The sequence below is a fragment of the Arcicella sp. GW822-FHT02H01 genome, from assembly GCF_058802005.1.
In genome coordinates this window covers 4045756-4068206 of the sequence record NZ_JBXANT010000001.1, presented here as the reverse complement: position 1 = coordinate 4068206, position 22451 = coordinate 4045756, and the positions used below count along the sequence as shown (strand labels likewise).

General features: G+C 35.6%; 23 protein-coding genes. 8 read left to right on the top strand and 15 right to left on the bottom strand.

What is annotated here, in order from left to right; translation table 11 throughout:
- Nucleotides 1-241: 241 nt before the first annotated feature.
- Nucleotides 242-1522 carry an MFS transporter gene (locus AC1RNE_RS16990; protein ID WP_492802472.1) on the bottom strand — a complete coding sequence of 427 codons (1281 nt, stop codon included), beginning with the start codon at nt 1520-1522 and terminating at the stop codon, nt 242-244.
- Between the two features lie 492 nt (nt 1523-2014).
- Here AC1RNE_RS16990 and AC1RNE_RS16985 point away from each other — a divergent pair, with 492 nt between their 5' ends.
- Entirely contained in the window at nt 2015-3049 is a 1035-nt protein-coding gene (locus AC1RNE_RS16985) for a LacI family DNA-binding transcriptional regulator (RefSeq protein ID WP_492802471.1), read from the top strand.
- 128 nt (nt 3050-3177) lie between these two features.
- Here the strand turns inward: AC1RNE_RS16985 and AC1RNE_RS16980 are convergent, their stop codons facing one another.
- On the bottom strand, nt 3178-4152 hold the full coding sequence (locus AC1RNE_RS16980; RefSeq protein WP_492802470.1) for a polyprenyl synthetase family protein: 975 nt from the start codon (nt 4150-4152) through the stop codon (nt 3178-3180).
- Between the two features lie 178 nt (nt 4153-4330).
- Between AC1RNE_RS16980 and AC1RNE_RS16975 the strand changes: the two genes are divergently transcribed.
- A complete protein-coding gene (locus tag AC1RNE_RS16975) occupies nt 4331-5275 on the top strand; it encodes a patatin-like phospholipase family protein (RefSeq protein ID WP_492802469.1) in 945 nt (314 codons plus the stop codon).
- A gap of 238 nt (nt 5276-5513) precedes the next feature.
- Nucleotides 5514-6569 (top strand): serine hydrolase domain-containing protein, encoded by a 1056-nt coding sequence (locus AC1RNE_RS16970; protein ID WP_492802467.1) that lies wholly within the window; start codon nt 5514-5516, stop codon nt 6567-6569.
- A gap of 234 nt (nt 6570-6803) precedes the next feature.
- Here AC1RNE_RS16970 and frr read toward each other — a convergent pair whose 3' ends face one another.
- The 5 genes from frr to dusB form a co-directional block, all read right to left on the bottom strand.
- Nucleotides 6804-7364, bottom strand: a complete 561-nt coding sequence (frr, locus tag AC1RNE_RS16965; protein WP_492802466.1) for a ribosome recycling factor — start codon at nt 7362-7364, stop codon at nt 6804-6806.
- Between the two features lie 84 nt (nt 7365-7448).
- The gene (pyrH, locus tag AC1RNE_RS16960) at nt 7449-8159 is read right to left on the bottom strand and encodes a UMP kinase (RefSeq protein WP_492802464.1); all 711 of its coding nucleotides are present in this window, start codon (nt 8157-8159) and stop codon (nt 7449-7451) included.
- A gap of 78 nt (nt 8160-8237) precedes the next feature.
- Nucleotides 8238-8735, bottom strand: a complete 498-nt coding sequence (locus tag AC1RNE_RS16955; protein WP_492802462.1) for an acyl-CoA carboxylase biotin carboxyl carrier protein subunit — start codon at nt 8733-8735, stop codon at nt 8238-8240.
- 6 nt (nt 8736-8741) lie between these two features.
- The gene (locus AC1RNE_RS16950) at nt 8742-9653 is read right to left on the bottom strand and encodes a DMT family transporter (protein WP_492802460.1); all 912 of its coding nucleotides are present in this window, start codon (nt 9651-9653) and stop codon (nt 8742-8744) included.
- A gap of 413 nt (nt 9654-10066) precedes the next feature.
- The gene (gene dusB, locus AC1RNE_RS16945; protein WP_492802459.1) at nt 10067-11065 is read right to left on the bottom strand and encodes a tRNA dihydrouridine synthase DusB; all 999 of its coding nucleotides are present in this window, start codon (nt 11063-11065) and stop codon (nt 10067-10069) included.
- 124 nt (nt 11066-11189) lie between these two features.
- On the opposite strand from dusB, the gene AC1RNE_RS16940 reads away from it, so the two are divergent.
- The 5 genes from AC1RNE_RS16940 (at nt 11190) to AC1RNE_RS16920 (ending at nt 15085) form a co-directional block, all read left to right on the top strand.
- Nucleotides 11190-12122, top strand: coding sequence for a CPBP family intramembrane glutamic endopeptidase (locus AC1RNE_RS16940; RefSeq protein ID WP_492802457.1), 933 nt, complete (start codon nt 11190-11192; stop codon nt 12120-12122).
- Nucleotides 12123-12159: 37 nt separating this feature from the next.
- Entirely contained in the window at nt 12160-12387 is a 228-nt protein-coding gene (locus tag AC1RNE_RS16935; RefSeq protein WP_309912103.1) for a putative signal transducing protein, read from the top strand.
- Between the two features lie 23 nt (nt 12388-12410).
- A complete protein-coding gene (locus AC1RNE_RS16930; RefSeq protein WP_492802455.1) occupies nt 12411-13247 on the top strand; it encodes a phosphatidate cytidylyltransferase in 837 nt (278 codons plus the stop codon).
- A 123-nt stretch (nt 13248-13370) separates the two neighbouring features.
- Nucleotides 13371-14096 carry a carboxypeptidase-like regulatory domain-containing protein gene (locus AC1RNE_RS16925; RefSeq protein ID WP_492802454.1) on the top strand — a complete coding sequence of 242 codons (726 nt, stop codon included), beginning with the start codon at nt 13371-13373 and terminating at the stop codon, nt 14094-14096.
- Between the two features lie 254 nt (nt 14097-14350).
- Nucleotides 14351-15085 (top strand): acyl-[acyl-carrier-protein] thioesterase, encoded by a 735-nt coding sequence (locus AC1RNE_RS16920; RefSeq protein ID WP_492802453.1) that lies wholly within the window; start codon nt 14351-14353, stop codon nt 15083-15085.
- A gap of 17 nt (nt 15086-15102) precedes the next feature.
- Here AC1RNE_RS16920 and AC1RNE_RS16915 read toward each other — a convergent pair whose 3' ends face one another.
- The 8 genes from AC1RNE_RS16915 to AC1RNE_RS16880 all read right to left on the bottom strand — a co-directional run bounded on the left by AC1RNE_RS16915 (nt 15103) and on the right by AC1RNE_RS16880 (nt 22337).
- Nucleotides 15103-15612: a HEAT-like fold family protein gene (locus AC1RNE_RS16915; protein WP_492802451.1), complete on the bottom strand. Its 510-nt coding sequence runs from the start codon at nt 15610-15612 to the stop codon at nt 15103-15105.
- 3 nt (nt 15613-15615) lie between these two features.
- Nucleotides 15616-17514 carry an OmpA family protein gene (locus AC1RNE_RS16910; RefSeq protein WP_492802449.1) on the bottom strand — a complete coding sequence of 633 codons (1899 nt, stop codon included), beginning with the start codon at nt 17512-17514 and terminating at the stop codon, nt 15616-15618.
- A gap of 88 nt (nt 17515-17602) precedes the next feature.
- Entirely contained in the window at nt 17603-18244 is a 642-nt protein-coding gene (locus AC1RNE_RS16905; protein ID WP_492802448.1) for a 7-carboxy-7-deazaguanine synthase QueE, read from the bottom strand.
- Nucleotides 18245-18421: 177 nt separating this feature from the next.
- A complete protein-coding gene (locus AC1RNE_RS16900; protein WP_492802446.1) occupies nt 18422-18880 on the bottom strand; it encodes an SRPBCC domain-containing protein in 459 nt (152 codons plus the stop codon).
- Between the two features lie 379 nt (nt 18881-19259).
- Complete coding sequence (locus AC1RNE_RS16895) at nt 19260-19739, bottom strand: group II truncated hemoglobin (protein WP_492802445.1); 480 nt, start codon at nt 19737-19739, stop codon at nt 19260-19262.
- 172 nt (nt 19740-19911) lie between these two features.
- Nucleotides 19912-20349: a VOC family protein gene (locus tag AC1RNE_RS16890; RefSeq protein ID WP_492802443.1), complete on the bottom strand. Its 438-nt coding sequence runs from the start codon at nt 20347-20349 to the stop codon at nt 19912-19914.
- Between the two features lie 283 nt (nt 20350-20632).
- Nucleotides 20633-21247: a hypothetical protein gene (locus tag AC1RNE_RS16885; RefSeq protein ID WP_492802441.1), complete on the bottom strand. Its 615-nt coding sequence runs from the start codon at nt 21245-21247 to the stop codon at nt 20633-20635.
- Between the two features lie 253 nt (nt 21248-21500).
- On the bottom strand, nt 21501-22337 hold the full coding sequence (locus tag AC1RNE_RS16880; RefSeq protein ID WP_492802439.1) for an alpha/beta hydrolase: 837 nt from the start codon (nt 22335-22337) through the stop codon (nt 21501-21503).
- Nucleotides 22338-22451 lie beyond the last annotated feature (114 nt).

The window sequence follows — 22451 nt, the reverse complement described above, 5'->3', positions numbered from 1 at the left end:
AAAACATTAATATTCAACACTTTAATTCAGACAAAAACATCGTCTATTTTATATTGGCTAACGACTTATATAAATAGCAATCTGTTGATATTTATATAAGTAATCACTCATTCATTAAATCGCCCAATTACACAAGTAATGAATCAAAACTAAACGATATCACGTGTATGATAATTTATTGATATTGAAACTATTAATCGCTAAATCACTCATTCACTAAATCACTCAATTACTCTATTACTTAAATCTCTACTTGTGCATTGCGTGGAGCAAAAAGATGCATAATTCCCCAAGCTAAAATATACGCACTTCCACATAGTAAAAAGATGATATTATACCCTGCATTGATATCACCAGAGGCCTTGTAAGTATCCAATAATGAGCCTACCACAAAAGGGAAAATCATCCCTCCTACTGAGCCAGCCATTCCACCAATACCAATGACAGAACTAATTGCTTTTTTAGGAAACATATCAGATGCTACGGTGTAAATATTAGCACTCCACGCTTGGTGAGCCGCTGCTGCAATACTGATTAACGCTACGGCTTCCCAGATGTTAGTGGCATAACGGGCAGCCATAATTGGCACTACACAAATAGCAAAAATAAACATCGATACTTTTCTGGCTTTGGGGATTTCCCAACCTTTTTTGATAAAGTATCCTGACAAATATCCTCCGCCAATACTCCCGATGGTAGTGGCTGTATAAACCAAAATCAAAGGCAAACTTGGCTTTTTCAAATCTAAATTAAACCTCGTTGAAAAATATGAAGGCAACCAAAAAAGGAAAAACCACCAAATAGGGTCTGTCAACATTTTTCCAAAAACAAAAGCATAGGTCTGTCGAATACCAAAAAGCTTTATCCAAGTAACAGGCTTTTCATTAGCATTTACGGGTTCAACGTCACTATGAATATAATCATATTCAGGTTTCTCTAATTTTTTATGTCTCGATGGAATTTCATAATAAATTATCCAGAAAACCAGCCAAATAAAGCCTATTCCCCCTGTAATGATAAAAGCCATTTCCCAGCCATACGAACCCAAAATCCAAGGTACCATGATGGGTGCTACTACTGCACCAATGTTAGCTCCTGAGTTAAAGATACCTGTTGCCAAAGCTCTTTCTTTTTTAGGAAACCATTCAGCCGTTGCCTTAATGGCTGCTGGAAAGTTGCCCGCTTCCCCTAAACCAAGCGCTGCTCTCGCTAAACCAAATCCGAAAGTACTTTTTGCAAACGCATGAGCAATGGCTGCAATACTCCACATAATGACAGAAATTGTATAGCCTAGTTTTGTACCTATCTTATCAATAATGCCACCAAAAGCCATTAGACTTATTGCATAAGCCGCCTGAAAAGCTATTACTATTCTACTGTAATCTGTTTCCGTCCAGCTAAATTGCTTCTCTAAAGTTGGTTTCAAAAGACCTATCACTTGTCGGTCTAAATAGTTGATGGTTGTAGCAAAAAAAAGTAGCGCAACTATTTGCCAACGGTACTTACCAATCGTCTTGTTCATTTTTTTGGGGTTAGACTATAACATTTAAGCAATTAATATTTTCATCTCTATCTAAAAAAATGAACATTAATCATACTTCACTAAAAGGGAAAAACACTTATTTTTTACTTGATTTATAAAAAATGATTCCAGATTAATGAGTAATTATACAGTATTTAAGCCTTATTCTTTTAATAGAAATTATTGAAAAATATTTTCCCCCAAAAAAACGTTTTAGTAAACTAGTATAACTAGATTATTTCAAGAAATGGCATTTTGTGCTATTGTCTGTTCTGAACAAAGGTTTAGATAAACATATCTCTTAAAGTAGAAGGATACAAACATTTTATTGAATATTTTTCGTAAATCTTTTCGGGAACGTTGCCATTCATACAAAATTTAAATTTCTATATTTGTAGGATAACATATTTAACTGAAAATTGTCATCTCAACATAGAAAAAACGGCACGAGAAAAGGAATCAAAAATTTGTACAATTCAAAGAAATAACATTTTGGAACATATTACCATTAAAGATATTGCCAAGGCCTTGAGCCTCTCGACTTCAACCGTTTCGAGGGCGTTAAGAGGCAGTCATGAGATTAATCCAGAAACCAAACGTTTGGTGATGGAATATGCCGAAAAGTTCAATTATCATCCTAATCCAATTGCATTAAGTTTAAAAGAAAACAAGAGCAGATCTATCGGAGTAATAGTCCCTGAAATTGATAATCCTTTCTTTTCACAGGCCATTAATGGTATTGAAGATATTGCCTATAACAAAGGTTATCAGGTAGTTATCTTTCAAAGTCATGAGTCATACGAAAGAGAAGTAATTAATACACAGCATATTACTTCAAGACGGGTAGATGGTTTATTGATTTCATTATCGGGACAAACGACTAATGTTGACCATTTGAAAAACTTGCATGACAAAGGTTTACCCATCGTTTTATTCGACCGTATTTCAGATGAAATAGATACCCATAAAGTAATTTCAGATAATTTTGAGGGTTCGTTTACAGGCACCGAACATTTAATCCAAACTGGAAGAAAAAGGATTGCCCATATTGCGGCTTCGCCACATTTATCAATTTCCAAAGAAAGAGTAAAAGGTTATTTGGCAGCCTTAGCGAAATATGAAATGCCTGTAGATGAATCTTTGCTAAAGTATTGTAATTATGGTTTGCAGGATATTGAGTTTGTAATAGACCAGCTTTTTACAAACGACAACCCGCCTGATGCTATTTTTACGGCCAGTGATAGACTAGCACTAGGTTGTTTGAGTACCCTGCAGAAAAGAGGAATTAAAATTCCCGAGGAGGTAGCTTTGATAGGCTTTACTAACTTAAAAGTGGCGTCGTTGTTAGCTCCTTCACTTAGTACTATTGTACAGCCTGCTTTAGATATGGGTAAGCGTTCGGCTGAATTATTGTTTGAGCTAATAGAAAGTACGTCTAAATTGCCCAAAAAGTATCAAACGTTTAAATTATATACAGAATTGATTATCAGGAAATCATCTGATAACAAGGTTCTGATTGATTTATAAGTAGTAAATAGTGATTGGTCTGCCGTCGCGGTAGTATTTCAATTTACTCGTTATCACTTGTTTATGTCAAATAAAAAAGTTGCTTAAATTGTACTGATTACTTAAGAATCTAACAAGTTATGTTTAATTTATTTAGTCCTTTCAATCGTAAATTGAACCAATCCAGCCAATGATTTTCTATAGATAGAATCAGGGAAGGTTGAAAGAATATTCTGTGCCTCTTCAACGATGCTTTTCATCACTTTAGTAGCATATTCTAAGCCTCCAGATTGTTTTACGAATGAGATTACCTCTGCTACCTTTTTAGGGTTATCAGACTCGTTCTTGATGATATTAATGATATTACGCTTGGTACTCCAATTAGCTTTATTGAGTGCATAAATCAAGGGTAACGTCATCTTTTTTTCTTTGATGTCAATCCCTAAAGGTTTACCAATTTCAGCATCACCATAATCAAACAAATCGTCTTTGATTTGAAAGGCAATACCTACCTTCTCACCAAAAGAATGTGCCTTGGCAACAGTTTCTTCATCTGCCCCTACTGAACTAGCACCAGCGGCACAACAAGCAGCAATAAGGGTTGCCGTTTTTTGACGAATGATTTCAAAGTAAACATCTTCGGTAATATCCAGTCGACGAGCTTTCTCAATCTGCAATAACTCTCCTTCTGTAATTTCTTGGAAAGCAGTAGAAATGATTTTCAGATTTTCAAAATCGTTATGCTGTACTGACAATAAAAGCCCTCTGGTTAATAAATAATCGCCTACTAAAACGGCAATTTTATTTTTCCAAAGCGCATTTACCGAGAAGAACCCACGGCGGTAATTAGAATCATCCACCACATCATCATGAACCAATGATGCCGTATGCAATAATTCGATTAAAGCAGCACCACGATAGGTTTTTTCAGTGATTTCTCCACAAATTCCAGCTGATAAAAACACAAACATCGGGCGTAATTGCTTGCCTTTGCGTTGTACGATATAATTCATAATCGTATCCAACAGCATAACCTTCGTTTTCATAAACTCCTTAAATTTTCCTTCGAAAGCATTCATTTCGGCAAGGATAGGAGCCTGTATTTCTTTGATAGATAAATTCATGTTATTTTTAAATGGTTTGCAAATTACGCTTTTCTCTAAAAAAATGTATATTGCCTGAATTAATAACCTAAATTTATTTTTTTAGTTCGTTATTCAATGAATCGTTTGTTTTGCTAAATTGTTCATTCATAAGTGCATACCAAACCTTGACTGGAGTATTAAAAATCAATATTTAATTATGAGTAAAATTTTAGTTTTGGCGGGTGGGTCGGTAAAAGGTGCGTATCAGGCAGGGGTTGTTAAAGCAATTTTTGAAACAGGGTTTTCGCCAGATGCCATTTATGGTGTTTCAGCAGGCAGTATGAATGCCTCTTATCTGGTGAACAGTTTTGGCAGACAAAGTATTGAAAATGATGGCTATATTAACCTAAGTCAATCATCAAAGGATTTATGCGATTTCTGGGTAGACAACATCTATGCCCCTGAATGTTTATCACTCAGAAGAGGTACTTATGAGTTAGGTTTAAGCGCTATTCGCAGGAATTTTGAAGGTTTGTTGGATACAACACCTTTAAGAGAAATTTTGAATAATAACATTTCTATGCGAAACCTTAATGCTAGTCCAGTGCAACTAAAAGTTGGTGCTGTGGATATCATTAATGGTAATATGGTTTACGCCAATCCCTCTTATGATCATTTCTTAGACTATATCATGGCATCCTCTGCTATTCCTATTTTGATGCCCGTAGTCAATATCGGTGGGCAAAATAATATGGCTTTTCTGGATGGAGGTATGCGTGATGTAGCCCCTGTTAAAAAAGCTATTCAAGACGGCGGTACTGAAATCATTTGCGTAGCCTGTCATACGCGTAATATTGACGGAGGCTATTTCCCTTATGGCAACCTTTTAGCGTTAGTTGACAGAGTAATGGATATTGCTGTAAACGAATGTTTGAATGCCGACTTAGATTGGGCAGAGTTTAGAAATGAGTGTTTACCAGGCGATGGCTCACCGAGTCAATTTGGTATTTTGGCGGGGCAATCCAGAATAAAATTAAAAATCATTCGCCCTCAACACCATTTGAATATTGATATTCAAGCCTTTAATAGTGATGATATCAAAAGAATGATTTTGTTAGGTTATGAACAGGGAATGGAGGAAATGAGGGGGTATAAGTTGTAGTTTTTAGTGATGAGTTAGTGAATTGTGAGTAATTAATTAAAAGCTCATCGTATGTTAAAAGATTAAAATGGATTTCACTAAATGAAGCATCGTATAATATCAGAAGAGATGGTTTGTAGGAATACTTTGACATGGTTAGAATATGTAATCCATATCACTATCAATTATAATGAAAATTAACTATTTAAAAGTCAATCAATTCAATAATCGTTATATTTAATCTCTAAAATACCGTTTTATGAAAAGTAAAATGATTACCTTTTTCCTTTTAATTAGTGTAGTATCTTATGGGCAGGTAGACAGCACCGATTTAATTGTTCAGAAAATAATGAACGAGCAAAAAATTGTTGGACTTTCCCTTGCAGTGATTAAAAATGCTAACCCACTAGTGAATAAGGGATATGGTTTGGCAAACGCAGAACACAATGTACCTGTAACGGCTGAAACTGTCATTCGGCTCGGCTCTGTAAGCAAACAATTTTTTACCACAGCCATTCTGAAATTACAGGAGGAAGGAAAACTAAGCATTGAAGATCCTGTTCACAATTTTTTTTCAGATGCTCCTGAAACATGGAGACCCATACGGTTGAAACACCTGATGTCACATACTTCTGGACTAAAAAGAGAAGGTCCTGCTTATAATAATTCAATTATCCAACCTGATCTTGTGATTATCAAATCGGCTTACTCGTTGCCGCTTGATTTCAAAACTGGTGAAAAATACCAATATTGTAATCTTGGATATTATATGTTGGCAGAAATCATCAAACAAGTAAGCGGTATGCCTTGGCAGGATTATATACAAGAAAAACTCTTTATTCCTGCCGGTATGAAGAATAGCGGTATGACTGATTTTTATCCTATTATTCCTCATCGTGCCAATGGTTATATGCACAAAAATGGAGTGTTGGTAAATGCTGATGCGATGTATGCAGTGCGACCAAGCGGTGGTTTTCTTTCCACTAGCTCCGATATGATTTTATGGGAGAAGGTATTGAGAGAGAAAAATATCATCTTGAAAAAAGAGAATTGGGAGCTGTTATGGCAACCTGTTATAAAAACGATAGACGACCCCAACTCAAAAGCCTATTATGGCTTTGGGTGGACAATTGATGAATATAAGGGGCACAAAGTAATTGAGCATGGTGGTGCTAATGTTGGTTTTCGTTCTCATTATGCCCGTTTTGTAAATGACAATTTGACAATCATTATTATGACGAATACAGACGAAGCTAATCCAAAAGCGATTGTCAGAGCTTTATCAGACTACTATTTTAGAAGCCCAAAACCTTAAATATGTAACACAGAAAGAGTCCATGCCCGAATGCAAAACTTTTTCCGCCGTTGTTGATATTTGTCACGGGGTCGCCAAGACCAACAACTCGTGCGTCAGCAACGCACCAATTATCAAAACATAGTTAGTATCGTAATAACAAGTTAATATCTTTATAAAACACCCACAAAAAAAGAGTTTTGAATACTAAAATTTATCATTCAGCATTCAAAACTCTTCACTCAAAACTCATCACTACACTGACATTATATCTTTCTCTTTATCAGCAAAAACAGCCTCTACTTTAACAATATAGCTATCTGTGATTTTCTGAATACGTTCTTCGCCAGCTTTTACAGCATCTTCTGAAACGCCTTCATTTTTCAATTTCTTAATAGAACTGTTCGCATCTTGACGAACGTTTCTTACATTAATTTTAGCTGTTTCAATTTCAGCTTTTACTCTTTTTACTAATTCACGACGACGCTCTTCGGTAAGTGGTGGAATATTTAAACGAATAATTTCACCATCATTCATCGGAGTTAAACCTATGTTTGAATTACGAATTGCTTTTTCACATTCAGCAATCATCTTTTTTTCAAAAGGTTTTACAACGATTGTACGAGCATCGGGTGTATTGATAGATGCCGCACCTGTTAAAGGGGTCATCATGCCATAATAATCTACTTGAATACCATCTAACATTGAAGGGCTTGCCTTACCAGCACGAATTTTTGAAAGCTCAATCGCTAAGTGCTTTAAAGCTCCATCCATCGTTTCTTTGGCTGCATCAATGTAAAATTCTATTTCTTCCATTGCTTAATATATGATTTCGGATTTTATATGCTGATTACAAGGTTTCGATGTTGCTATAAATTCATCATCGGTCAACCTATATCATTAACTAATTAAAGTTCCTACTTCTTCTCCTTTTGCTAAATCTACTAAATTGTTGTTTTTATTCATATCAAATACAATGATAGGAACTTTGTTTTCTTGGCATAACGTAAATGCCGTAGTATCCATGATTTTCAAACCTTTGCTGATAGCTTCTGCAAACGAAAGGTGGGTATAACGCGTAGCAGTAGGGTCTTTTTCAGGGTCGGCAGTATAAACGCCATCTACTCTGGTACCTTTTAATACTACATCCGCTTCAATCTCAATAGCACGTAATGCCGCTGTTGAGTCTGTTGTAAAATATGGGTTTCCTGTTCCTGCTCCGAAAATAACAATACGACCTTTTTCTAAATGGCGCATCGCTCTACGACGGATAAATGGTTCGCAAACAGCATCCATTTTGATAGCGGTTTGTAAACGAGTGTACATCCCGTGTTTTTCTAAAGAACCCTGAATCGCCATACCGTTGATAACAGTGGCAAGCATTCCCATATAATCTCCCTGAACACGATCAATACCTGCTTTGGCAGCTGCTGCGCCACGGAAGATATTTCCTCCGCCAATAACGATGGCAATTTCAACACCTAATTCTTTTACTTTCTTAATTTCAAGAGCGTATTGCTCTAAAATTGATGGGTCAATTACTTCACCATCTGAACTGAGGGCTTCGCCCGATAGCTTGAGAAGAATTCGTTTATACTTCGGTTTGTCCATGATTTAAGGTTTTTTCGGAGGCAAAGATATACTTTTTTTTTATTTGGCGTGGAAAATTGTCGGTTTCACGAAGGAGACTTATTCAAATTCAATTAAAACTTGATTTTTTTCCACATTTTGTTTATTACTCACTTTAATGTTCTTAATAACACCCTCACCTGTAGCTTTCAACACATTTTCCATTTTCATTGCCTCTAAAATCAGCAAAGAATCGCCCTTCTTAATACTATCTCCTACTTGCACTAATAGGGATACGATTAGTCCCGGCATTGGGGCTTTTAAATCGTTAACTTTGGTAGAAGCGGCCTCAGACATACCCAATTGTTCTAATAAAATATCAAAGCGGTCTTTTACATTGACCACATATTGACGATTATTCATTTTAATCAAGAACGATTTTGCTTGATAATCAGCCTCTAATACTTCAGCATTATACGAACGATTGTTGTACAGGATATGAAAATGATTATTCCTGATTTCAACAATATCCCAATCTAGTGGTTGTTCATCAATGGTTGTACCTGTAGTATCTGATACAATGTTAAATGTTTGCTGATTTACGGTGGCTTTCAACATGGATGTTTAATTAGATTTGTTCACCAAATATACACCAATAAGGATGATACTCATACCTAAATAATGCTGAAATATTATCGCTTCGCCATCAAGTACCCCCCATAGGATAGCTACAATTGGAATCAGGTAAGTAACAGAGCTTGCTAGCACGGCACTCGTCATTTGAATTAAACGATTAAAAAGTACCATTGCAATGGCAGAGCCCAGAACGCCTAATAACATGGCAAAGATTAAAGCTTGTAGCGCATTAGGCTGTTGTAGTTTAGCCACAAAGTCAGTTGAGAACAATACTCCCGCTGCTACAGGCCCGATAGTCATAAAAATACTTGAGGTGATTAAGAAAGAATCTATGCCCAACCCCGTCAGGTATTTTTTAGTAATATTCAAATTGATACCATACAGCAATGTAGCGGCAATAACGAAAAAGGCATAGCTATTAACATGAAAGCCAGTAGCACCAGCCAATATCAGCACTAAAGCCCCTACAAAACCAAGGACAATGCCGATACCTTGACGCTGAGTGATTTTGTTACTAAAAAAAAGTGCTCCCACAATCAACGTAAACAAAGGCGTAGTAGAATTTAAAGCTCCTGAAACACCGCTATCTAATTTTGACCCTGCAAACGAGAACAAATAAGCAGGAAGAAGATTGCCCAATAAACCTGCCAATAGGAAATAGACGGCTTTGTTAAGAGGAATCTTTTTGATATTGATGACAAAGAAAGGGAGGAAGAAACAAAAAGCTGAAAAAATACGAATTGAACCGACTTGCGCAGGGTCAAAAACGGTCAAGCTTTTTTTGACGAGGATAAACGAACTTCCCCAAATGCCAGCTAAAAGAGCCAATAAGCCCCAAACGAGTAAAGGATTTTGAAGTTTTGTAGGTATTGTTGTTGAAGTAGTAAGGGTTGTTTTCATAAAAAAGATTTTAGTCGAAAATTAGGGAAGTTTATTGAGCATTGATTGAATTATTAAAAAAATAGCGAAGTAAATGAAAAGATTTACTTCGCTATTTTTGGGGGCTTTAAGTCTACTGATTACCCACAAGTATATAAATAACTAATAATCAATCTCTTATCCCTAGCGAGGGACTTAAGTCCCTCGCTAGGGATGAGGGCTTCAACGCTTGGTTTTAAAGACTATTTATGTACATTTAAGCTAATTTAATCAATAATAACATTTCCATTTCAACTTTTTAAAAGATGTGGGTAATTGATAGGGTTTTAAGTAGTCTCTGTAAAGCAAATGATGTCGTTGTGTCAATTAAAGCATTTACATTAATACCTTAAAATCGTATTGGCTGATTGCTCATAACTCATCACTTACAACTCTTACCTAACAAGGAGTTCTTCCTCACTATAAAATATGGCTACTTCATTCAGAATACTTAGAATCTCTTCATAATTCATGGAAGTAACTAATCTCATCCTAAAGTCTTTAAAGTGAGACAAGCCTTTGAAGTAATTGGCATAATGTCTTCTCATTTCTACAATACCTGTATGTTCGCCTTTCCAGCGAATACTGAAATCTAGGTGTTGCTTACAAACATTTATTCTATCATTCACCGTTGGCGGAGCCAGATGCTCACCTGTATTGAAGAAATGCTTTATTTCATTGAATATCCACGGATAACCAATCGAAGCCCTGCCAATCATGATTCCATCTACACCATAACGATTTCTGTATTCTAAGGCTTTTTCAGGTGAATCTATGTCGCCATTTCCAAAAATAGGAATCCTGATTCTTGGGTTTTCTCTAACCTTGGCAATCAATCGCCAGTCTGCATCTCCTTTGTACATTTGTACCCTTGTTCTTCCATGAATAGTCAGGGCTTCAATGCCAATGTCTTGTAAACGTTCTGCTACGTCTTCTATATTTCTAGTGGAATCATCCCAACCCAAACGTGTTTTTACAGTAACGGGTAAATGTGTTGACTCTACTACGGCTTTGGTCATCAATACCATTTTTGGAATATCTTGCAATAATGCCGCACCTGCTCCGCGACAAGCTACTTGCTTGACAGGGCAACCGTAATTAATGTCTATCAAATCTGGACCAGCTTTGGTGGCTATTTCCCCACAGTTACGCATCGTTTCTATGTCTGAACCAAAAAGCTGAATCCCTATTGGGCGTTCGTATTCAAAAATATCTAATTTCTGAATGGATTTGGCGGCATCACGGATGAGTCCTTCAGAAGAAATAAATTCAGTGTACATCAAATCAGCACCATTGGCTTTACACACTGCACGAAACGGAGGATCGGAAACGTCTTCCATCGGAGCAAGTAATAAAGGAAACTCGCCTAATTCTATGTTTTTAATCTTGACCATTGTTCTTTTTCAATTATTCTTGAATGTTTTTTCACATCCTATTCATGAATATTAATTCAAACTGTGTTTTACTCTGTTTGCTATAATTGTTGACTGCTAATTTTTACGTAAATTTACAACCATTATGACAGAATTCGATACTTTTAACCCACAAACTGACCGTCCGTTTATTGCCAAGCTAATGATTTTAATTGGATTGACATTAATTATGATGTTTGTAGGTTCTACCATAGGGCTTTTTGCCTTTTCATTAGTAACTGGTGCTCCGTTTGAAAAAGCAATCACTTTTCAACAACATCTCAACGACTACCCTAATACTTACCTAGGTATCATGCTACTTCAGGTGTTTTCTACACCGCTGCCATTTATTGGTGCATCGTTGATGTATTGGTACGTTTTTGAGAAACAAAGCATTCAATCTTTAAGTTTCCAACCTACTATTTTAAATGTATTGCTCATTACGATGGTATTAGTCATAGGGTTTATGCCTTTTGATGCTTTGATTATAGAACTCAACCAAAAGCTACAATTGCCTGCTTCATTAAAGGGATTAGAAGAGTGGATGGAAAATGCTGAAAAATCAACAGGGGAACTGACCAAATTTCTTACAACCTTTAACAATCCTGCTCAGTTTGTTTTAGCCTTGCTAGTAGTAGCAGTATTGGCAGGCGTAAGCGAAGAGCTATTATTTAGAGGGGTGTTACAAAACTTAGCGTTAAAAGCCTTTAAAAACCATCATGCAGCCATTTGGTTTGCTGCTTTCTGGTTTAGTTTTATACATTTCCAATTTTATGGCTTTATTCCTAGGATGTTATTAGGTGCTATGTTTGGATATTTGTATTATTGGACCCAAAATCTGTGGCTTTCTATGTTTGCCCATTTTGTGAACAATGGCTTTACTTTATTGATGGCATATTTGTATCAAATGAAAGTAACAAACACTGATATTGAACAAACCAAAACGGTACCCGTAGGAATGGCGTTGATTTCTGGTTTATTTACCGTCATTTTACTTCGTTGGTTCTGGCTTAATAGCATTTATAGAAACGAAGATTGATTACAAAGGATTTTTTGAACTGATAACAATGCTATTTATGACAGATTGGAAGAAAATTTACGAGTCTACAAATCCATTTAGAGCAGAGCTTGCCAAAGTTTATTTGGAAGATGAACATCAAATAAATACTGTGGTTATCAGTAAAAGAGACAGTTCATATCATTTCGGGCGTTGTGAAGTATATGTTCACTTAAAGGATGCCGTTTTGGCGAAATTCTTATTAGAAAACGAGGGCGGTTTTGAAGAAAGTAAAGAAATTGCATAAACTATTAATAAAAAATAATCAATATGAATGAAAAACTACAAGGAATGTCAAATCTAAAACAAAGGGTAATTGCAGCCGTTGTGGCTGTTCCTTTTTTGATATTTTGCATTGTTTTTAGCGATTGGACTTTCTTTGGGCTTTTTGCTATTATTGCTATTTTAGCACAGCTTGAATTTTATAAATTATTAGGCCTCGATGGCGACGAGCCACTCACCTACTATGGTACCTTTTGTGGTTTCATCTTGGTGTCAGTTACTTTTTTAATCGAAAAGGGGATTATTCACGAAGCTAATTATTATATTCTTTCGCCTTTGATGGCGTTGATATTTTTTATCAAACTTTATAAGGCACAAGACGAAAAACCGTTTAAAAATATCGCTTATACTTTTCTAGGTGTTATTTATGTTGCCTTGCCTTTTGCACTTATTATCATTTTAGCATTTTTAAATAGTACAAATTTTAGTTGGCAACGTCCTTTAGGTTGCTTATTTTTGTTATGGGCAAGCGACACTGGTGCATATTTTGCTGGAACAAAATTTGGGAAAACGAAGTTATTTGAAAGAGTATCACCCAAAAAATCATGGGAAGGAAGTGTAGGAGGATTTCTGGCGTCGATGTTGGTTTCTTTTATTCTTTCAAAATACTTTACTGACCTTTTGCCTTGGCAGTGGTTTGGTTGTGGTGCTATTATCGTAGTAGCGGGTACTTATGGAGATTTAGTAGAATCATTATTCAAAAGAAGTATTAAAATAAAAGATTCAGCTTCGACCATTCCAGGGCATGGTGGTTTCTTGGACAGATTCGATGGTTTATTGCTTTCTATTCCGTTTATCATTACTTTTCTAAAGCTATTTACCTAAACTTAGTCTGAATTCTACTAAACTTATCAAACGTTAAAAACTGTTAAAGCCACACAAGATTTTCATTTGAAAGCGTTATATTGAGTAAGTTTACATAAAAATTCATCATCTGAAAGTGAAACGATGTTACTAAGATTTAAATACATATTAATTGTTACTTTACTTATTTGTCTATCTCAATACACAAGCTTTGGACAAGGACAGGATAAAACCGTGATTTTCTCGGGTAGAGTTGTTGCTGACCGTAGTTCTGATTTTCTGCCTAATGCTTATGTTTTCAACCCACAATCTGGGAGAGGTACTTTGACAGACGATTTTGGTAATTTTTCATTGTATGTATATCCTGGCGATAGTGTGGTATTTACTTATGTAGGTTATAAAAAGAAGTATTATATCATTCCTAGAACCAACGAACAAACTCAAGTAGCTACTATTTTCATGACTGAAGAGTCAAGAATGTTGGCGGAAGTGAAAATTTATCCATACGGTACTGAGGATGAATTTAAGAAGGCTTTTCTAGACATGAAGTTAGATAATGAAGCAGGAAGAAGAGCATTAGCTAAAAACCTTGAACAATCTAAATTGAATGTATTAGCATTAAGAGCAGGCTTGAGCGGAGCAGGGAATTTCAAGAATTTCTCAGACCAAATGACCTACGCCGCAGCCAATAGAAGCTTTGTTCAAAGTCCTTTAATGTCTTTGACTAATCCTTTTGCGTGGGCAAACTTTATCAAGTCTATCAAAAACGGAGATTTAAAAAAGACTGAGTATAAAAAAGCATACGAAGATGCTCCTTCTGAGGGGATTTCTAGACAGAAATTCTTGAAAGAACAAAAAACTGGAAATTAAATTTAATGTTATTTTGCTTAGTTACATTTCCAGTAATTTTTACAGCATTTATCAATTAATTATAGAAACTTCCAGAAAAACGGTTTATAGAACTGTTTTCTGGAAGTTTTTTCTTTTTTAAAATAGTGATTGGAGAACTACCCGTCGTCACAGTAGCATGTCAAACTACTAATTATCAGTTGTTTACTACAAAAAAAACCTTGCTTAAATTGTATTGATTACTTTACTTACAACCGAATTAACCACTTTGAAAATTGGAGTTTATTACAGAATCATATCGCATTAGAATTACCGAAGTAGATGCTCACAGCAATCTTACTATTCCTGCATTGAACGGACTTTTCCAAGAAATGGCTTGGCGACATTCAGTAGATGCCAACGTATCAGCCCCCGAACTGACTGCTCAGCATAATATTACTTGGGTATTATCTCGCTTAAAAATCTGGATTGAAAAATTACCTTCTTATGACGAAACGGTTACTGTAAAAACGTATGTACAAGAAATTGATAAATACTTTTATTACCGTGATTTTAAAGTATATGACGCCAATGGCATAGAGATTATTCGTGCCAATGCACTATTTGGCTTGATTGACATTGCACGTCGCAGAATTACGTCTGTACCCGACTGGATGCGTGCCATTACTCCTATTTGTGCTAGCGAAAAACCTGTACAAAAGGTTTCTGGAAAAATTTTGCCCTTAACTTGTGTTGATACTCAAAGGCTATTTGATATTCGTTGGCATGATATTGATTCAAACCAACACGCTAATAACAATCGCTATGTGGAATGGCTCATGGAAAGCGTACCTACCAATGTATTAAACGATGGCGTGCTGAAAACCTTTGAGATTATCTTTAAGAATGAAAGTCTTTTTGGTGATAAAATAATTACTCAAAGTCAGCGAGGAACAGAAGGTTTTATACACAAAATGGTTAACCAGAATGGTTTGGAATTGGTAACAGGAGCAACTGTTTGGGAGGTATAAAATAAATAATATACCTCTTATAATGCTTTTAAAATCTTATTCGCTCGGTTTTTAAAGGCGGGAGACTGGTAGGGTAATTGTTCTTCTATCAGAAATTTCAATTCCGCTTTTAGTTCAGGATATAGTTTGCTTAAATTGAATAGAATAGTCATAGAGAATACCCTGATAGCAATGGCTTCGTCATGATTACTTAGGTATTTGAAACAAGTATCAACAGCCAATCCATGCAGTTCTTCTGGAATAGTAATATCTTGCAGAACCCTAACCGTATTACGTTTGATGGCATCATGCAAGTTGTCTTGCTGTAGATTAAGTAGCATCTTTTCGATATAGGGCGTAATCAGAAAAGGCCAGCGATGAATGCAATCCGACATGATATTGGCAGCATGTTGATTCTTTCTGCTATCTCCTTCAAAAAAGACTGCCATCAACTCATCAAACCTTTCAGGTTTTCCATCAATCCAGTCAATAATTTTCGTAAATATTTCTCTTGAAAAGCGGTCAGGGATAGCTTCTTTAAGGTTCATGACTTATAAAAACTTAATTTCAATTCTTCGATTTAGCTTTCTATTATCAGCAGAAGTATTGGGTAAAAGTGGCTTGTTTTTTCCATAGCCCTCCGCTTTAATTATGGTAGAGTTAATCCCTTTTTGAATAAGATATGTTCTGACAGCATTAGCTCTTTTTTGAGAAAGTACCAAGTTTTCAGCATCTTTTCCAACATCATCAGTATGTCCAGAAACCTCTATGGGTAATTCTTTATTTTCATTCAGCAAAATAATCAGTTTATCCAATTCTATCATCGACTCTGGGTGCAATTCCCATTTGCCCGTATCAAAAAAGATATTATTTAGGATTTCTTTTGCATTCTTTTGAATAGGCTCAAGCGAGATATTCAGCACTTTATCTGTACCGATTTGTTGGGATAAATCTACATTAATACTTTTAAAAAAATAGCCTTTTTTATTGACAAAAATAGCATATTCTGTTCCAGCAGTAAGTACAAAAGTATAATTACCCGTTTTATTATCTGAGGTAAATAAGCCCATCTTTTGCTTGTCTTTTAACGAGACCAATTCAATATCTGCGGCTAAAGTTTGCTGAGTCTTGGCATCTGAAACGATTCCTTTCAAGAAAAAAGTAGGCTTAAACCTAGCTTGCAGACTTTCAGGGAGGGTGATTTCGACAATTTTAGCCCTACGATATTTATTATCTTGATTTTGCTCTAAAGAATAATAGGCTTTTTTACTATCTGATGTAATAAATAAAGCTACTTGGTCTTCATGGGTATTCAATGGAAATCCTAGATTCTCTGGCATACTCCATTTTCCTCCCTGATTTTCAGAGAAAAATAAATCTAACCCTCCCAAGCCAACATGACCTTCTGAGGAGAAAAACAACGTTTTGCCATTGGCATGAATAAATGGGGAAAGATCGTCTTCTATCGTATTGATAGTATTGCCAAGATTCACTGCTTTTGCCCAGTTATTAGTGGAATCTAATTGACTAACCCAAATATCATGCTTACCAATACTTCCCTTTCTATCAGACACAAAATAAAGCGTGCGTCCATCTGCCGATAAAGATGGTTGAGACTCCCATTCACCAGAATTAATATTAGTGCCTAAATTTTGAGGAGGTGACCAATCATCCCCTTGCTTATAAGAAATAAACAAATCGCAACTTCCATAGCCTTTTCGCCCTCCGCAAGAAGTGAAGACTAAAATTCTACCGTCAGCCGAAATCGACGCCGTACCCTCGTTTTGAAGCGTATTTATTTTATCAGAAATGGATGTAGGAACTGACCAAGTACTGTCTATGAAAATTGATTGGTACAAATTTTCATCTTTTTCTTCTTGACCAGTAAAAATAAGTGTTTCACGGTCGGCAGAGAGTACTGGAAAATATTGGGATTCAAAACGATTAACGGTTTTGGGGAGTTCTATCGGAGAAATCTTCAAAGGTGTTTCAATCGCTTTGATGGCAAACTTACAACTTTCAAGTCGTGCTAAATAACGTTTTTTGTTAGACGGAGAAACAGCAGGAAGTCCTTTTTCAAGATAGACAAAGGCTTTTTGATATTCGCCTTTTTTTAAATACAGCATCCCTACTTGTTGCGAAGCAATTTCACTGACGCTGGTTTTCTCTTGGGCATTGATAGCCTTTTCGTAATGTAAAATAGCATTGCCAAACTGCCTGTTTTGTTCATACAGTTTGCCTAAATGGAAATAGGGTTCTGCAAACAAATTATCTTTTTCGATGGCTTCTTCAAATTCATTAAAAGCCGTCTCGATATCCCTATTTTGTAATGCATTTAAGCCTTTTTGATAGGCATCAACTGCTTTTTTATTAGTCGAAGAAAGTGTATTCTGACCTTTAGACTGGAAAATACAAGTAATCAAGATAACGAATAGCAATATACTTCTCATGTATGGCAAGTTTAATAGCGCAAAAGAATTTGTTTTACAATTTAGTAAGAAACTAGTCAATTGTTATGCGCTATTAACCAAGTATCCACTAAGGAATATCCATAAATTTATGTACTTGTAACGAAATTCTCCATTTCGGATTGTTCTTAATGTATTCAATAATCTTTGGAAGCATTTGTTCCATTCTGCTCCATTCTGGTTGAAGATAAAGCATACATGTTGGAGAAACTAGTGCAGCAAAGCTCTCAGCCCATTCAAAGTCTGATTGATTGAAAATAATCACTTTCAATTCGTGTGCTTTCGGATAAATATCAGGATTAGGAGCTTTAAATTTTTTAGGTGAAAAACAAATCCAATCCCAAGCGCCCGTTACTTGTTGGCAAACACCTGATGTTTCTATATTAGTTTCAAAACCTGCTTGATGCAAAGCATCTGTCAATTCATCTAAATTGTGCATTAAAGGTTCTCCGCCCGTAATTACCGCCAAACGACCTGCATGAGCGGAGGCTTCATCAACAATCTGTTTAATACTTAATTTTGGATGTGCATTAATATCCCAAGATTCTTTCACATCGCACCAATGGCAACCCACATCGCATCCGCCCAGACGGATAAAATATGCTGCCCTCCCTTGGTGAAACCCTTCGCCCTGAAGCGTATAAAAGGCCTCCATTGTTGGAAGTGGTTGTGTTGGAGAAAGGATTTCTATATCGTTTTGTTGTACTGTCATGACTATAATGTAAAAATATAATCACAAAATTAACATATTTCTGGCAGTAAATTGTATTTGGAGTTTGAAAGGTGAAAAAGGGGTGAATTTGAAGGTGCTGGATTGATTATAGATTTCTTTACAACTCATGGCATGACTTAGAATTAGAGTCATGCCATGAGTAATAAGTCGTTAATGCTATTTTTCACAAAGTTCCTTCAACTTTTCGAGTGCTTTAGGGTAGGTCTCATTCATATAACCTACAAAATCTTCTGTGGTGTCTAAGTCAACAGTTACGGTTGTAGTTCCATCGTTTTCTTCGAAGGTGTAGTTTTCAAATCCGTTTGCCCATTTTTCCACTTCTGGTCCTTCTGTAATTTCCTTGTCAGCTTGTAAAAGACCATAATGTTGAATTGATACAAATTGGTTGGGAATGTTTTCAGCTATCTTGGAAACCATACCTCCCTTTTCTCCTTTCTCATCTACTCCAATAAATAGCATTTTATTTCCTTTGTCCCAACTTCCTTCATAGGTAGATGTCGGGTTAAACGAAGAAGTCCATTCCTCATAAGTTGATTTGTTGTTAATGCCAAGCATAAAATCATATATCTTGGTCACAGGAGCATTAATGCTTATTTTGAATTGTAACTTTTCCATAAGATAAATATTGGTTTAAATTAATCTTTCGAGTTGTTATTTTCCGATACTTAGCAGTCGTATAACATAGTCTATAACTAGTCGTAGGCTCTCCTACGATTCAAATTAAAAAGAGCACCTTGCTGTTCCACATCTTTAGACCTATAACATAAATAATGTGCTGTCTCCGACTACATTCACTGTGTTAGATTCATTCCCAAGGGCAATCGAAACAGAGATAAAAATCCTATTTATCAACTCTTCTACTTATCTTTCTGAATTAGTAGAAAAGCTGTAATTCGTAATATTTCATTCAGTTAAAACTGAATTTATTTTATGTACACGTGAGGCTACCCTTTTGCCAATATAATCTTAACAGATCGTAGTATATCGCTTTTATTTAATTATTATTTGGGTTATATGGCCCGCCTGTTTCTCCCCACCCCCATTTAGGCATTGGTTCGCTTGTGTCTAATGGATTATTGGTCAATTGAGAATTGATGACTGCGAGTCTCGTTCCCCATTCAATGTAACCCACGAAAGCAGAGCGAAATTCAGGGTCACTTTTTAGTCCAACTTCATCAGCCGTTTGCAACAGAAGTTGAACCCAACGTTGGCGTTTATTTTCTGTAAGCATTTTGCCTATATGTTTTCCAATCATTTCAGCATGGCTTCCACCGTCCTCAGTTGTGTATAATTTGTCTCCACCAAAAACTTCTGCAACAAAATGAGAAACGTGTTTTACATGTTCTGATGACATATTTTTAAAAACTTCGCTGAGTAAGTCGTCCTTTAAAACTTTATCATAAAATTTCGCAAACAAGGTCTCAAAGGTTTCCATATCACCCGCCCATTCATATAAGGTTGGTATATTTTCCATTTCCTATAAATTTTTAGATTGGTATTTTACAATGACTGATAAAGTTTTACATCTTGGCGAATGTAGTAATTTTCACTACAAATGTTGATACGGAGTAGTACAACAGCCGATTTTTATTTTGTACGCCAGCCTTGCACAAACCTTTTGCTAGGTATTCGCTGTTTTTCTTCGGTTAAACTTGTCCTTCATAATTTGGGTCAAAATCTACCATCCATTCAATTCCATATTTGTCTCTAAACATACCAAAGTATGAACCCCAAGGACTGTCGGCAATAGGCATTTCAATTTGTCCACCTACTGAAAGTCCGTTAAATAATTTGTCGGCTTCTTCTTTGCTTGCTGCACTGATTGAAATTTTACTTCTGTTTTCATTTTCGTTTGTTCGTCCCATAATTTCGGGAACATCATTAGCCATTAGAACGTTTTTGCCAATCGGCAAAGCAATGTGCATTATTTTGTTTGCTTCATTTTCTGGGACTGTAAATTCAGGACTAGCAAGGTCTTTGAAACGCACAATCTTTGCGAATTCTCCACCAAATACTGATTTGTAAAAATTGAATGCTTCTTCGGCATTTCCGTTGAAGTTAATGTGGGGATTGATGAGTGCCATGATTTTTATGTTAAATTCTTTATATACAAACCTAAGCTTTAACACTAAATAAACAAGGTCTAAAAGCGACAAAAAAGAGGTTCTTTGTGCCAATATCTATCACTAGTCGTAGACTCTTATACGACTCAAAAAAAAGAGCGTCAGCTTAGCTATTTTTCTTCGATAAAACAAAATATCTTTTTTTGATATACAAATGTAGTTTTGATAATTGGTGAGTTGCTCACCAATTGTTATTGGTCTTGGCGACCCCGTAACAAACATTAACAATAGCAGAAACACTTAGCTAAGTATTTTGCATGCTATAGCACATTGTCCTTGTTATTGGTTCAATGAAAATATACAAATTGCCATCACACCAAAAGTTTAATTTTTCAAAATATTGCGCCATACCCTGTGTCGGTTCAACATTGCTAAATATCGATTTAATGTCACCAAAACTTCCCAATTGGCATAAAAACTTCATAGGTTTTCCACTCTTTGGGCAAGTTGGTATTTCCGCTTCTTGAAGCCACTCTGGTTCACCACAAATTCCAATACTTTCGTACTCATTTATTTCTTCTTTTTCTTCAGCACTTACTTTTACAGCTTCAAATATAATTTTTGATTTTTTGTCGATTTCTTCAAATGCACTTGTCGATGCTCTTGTGTCCAAAGGTTTAATTATTGTCGGACTGTTTGGATTGGAATAATCAAGAAAAACTGAATACTCGTCAGTATAAATTGGATGAATTAAGTTCAATTTGAAAGGTAGCCAAGAAAACAACGAGTCTGAATTGTCTATAAAGCCTAAATATTGAAACCCTGCGATGAACTCATTAGGTGGAATAATGAAGTCTTGTGGAACTTCACCACCAATTTGATGTTTTCCATTTTCGTCTCTTACTAATTCGTATTGCATTTTCTTTGTCTTAAAAAGTTTATCAAATAATCCCATAGATTTTCTGTGTGTCTCTATAACTAGTCGTAGGCTCTTCTACGACTCAAAAAAAGAGCGTCTCCTCAGCTATTTTTTTCTTAGATGAAATAAAATGTCTTTTTTTTGATATAGAAATATAGTTTTGATAAAACCGGAGCGTTGCTTACGCACGTGTTGTTGGTCTTGGCGCCCCCGCAACAAACACCAACGGTGGAAGTTTTTCCAAAACGTCTTTCTAATCTCGTAAAATAAACCTTAATGCGTCAAAGTACGCAACTATTGGTTCAGTCATGTGGGTTTCTTCGGGGTAGTTTTTATACATATATTCTAGTCCTTTCAGTTTTCTATTTGTAATCAAACTATCAAATTTTAATAAATCGGTATGAAAGAAAGTTCCTTCGTTTCCGTCACTGTAAAAAAAACGTTTTTTGAGAGATGACAATTTTGCCAATTTAGCTTCTGTAAGTTTTAGCATATAATTGTTGTCCCACCAAAACGAGGGACTTACGGCTATATACGCATTAAACATATCAGGATGTGTGAGCATACAATTTATGGTTGCAATACCACCGAAAGAATGCCCCGCCAATATTTTATATGATGTCGTTTTGTGATTTATTTCAATGTAAGGCATTAATTCTGTTTCTATGAATTGAAGAAATTGCTCATTACCGCCACTTAGTTTTAGGGTAGTGTCCACCTTTCCATCGTAAGTTTTTGTACTATGGGAAGGGGTAAGGTCTTTTTTTCTGTCAATATTAATAATGCCTACCACTATTATTTGAGGAAATATTTCATAATGGCTTAGGTAATCAATATATGAAGAAAGTATATGAAAATGGTTTTCTCCATCCAATAAATATAACACAGGCAAAGCCTTCTTAGGCTTTGTTGAATCCTGTGCTGGAACATGAATATAGAATTGCCTGTCTTGATTTAATACTTTGGAGTGTAGTGTATATACTTCGTTTGAAATGTGATTGAACAGTTTAACGCTTTGAGCTTTTGATTGCAATGAGAAAAGCAATAAAAATAAAATCCCGCATTTTATAGCATTAGCATTGATTAACATAGCGTATTTATTTAAAATTAATTTACAATATTTACGGTTGAAATAAAATTCTATAACTACTCGTATACTCTCCTACTACTCAAATTAAAAAGAGCGTCTTCTCATTCAAGTGAA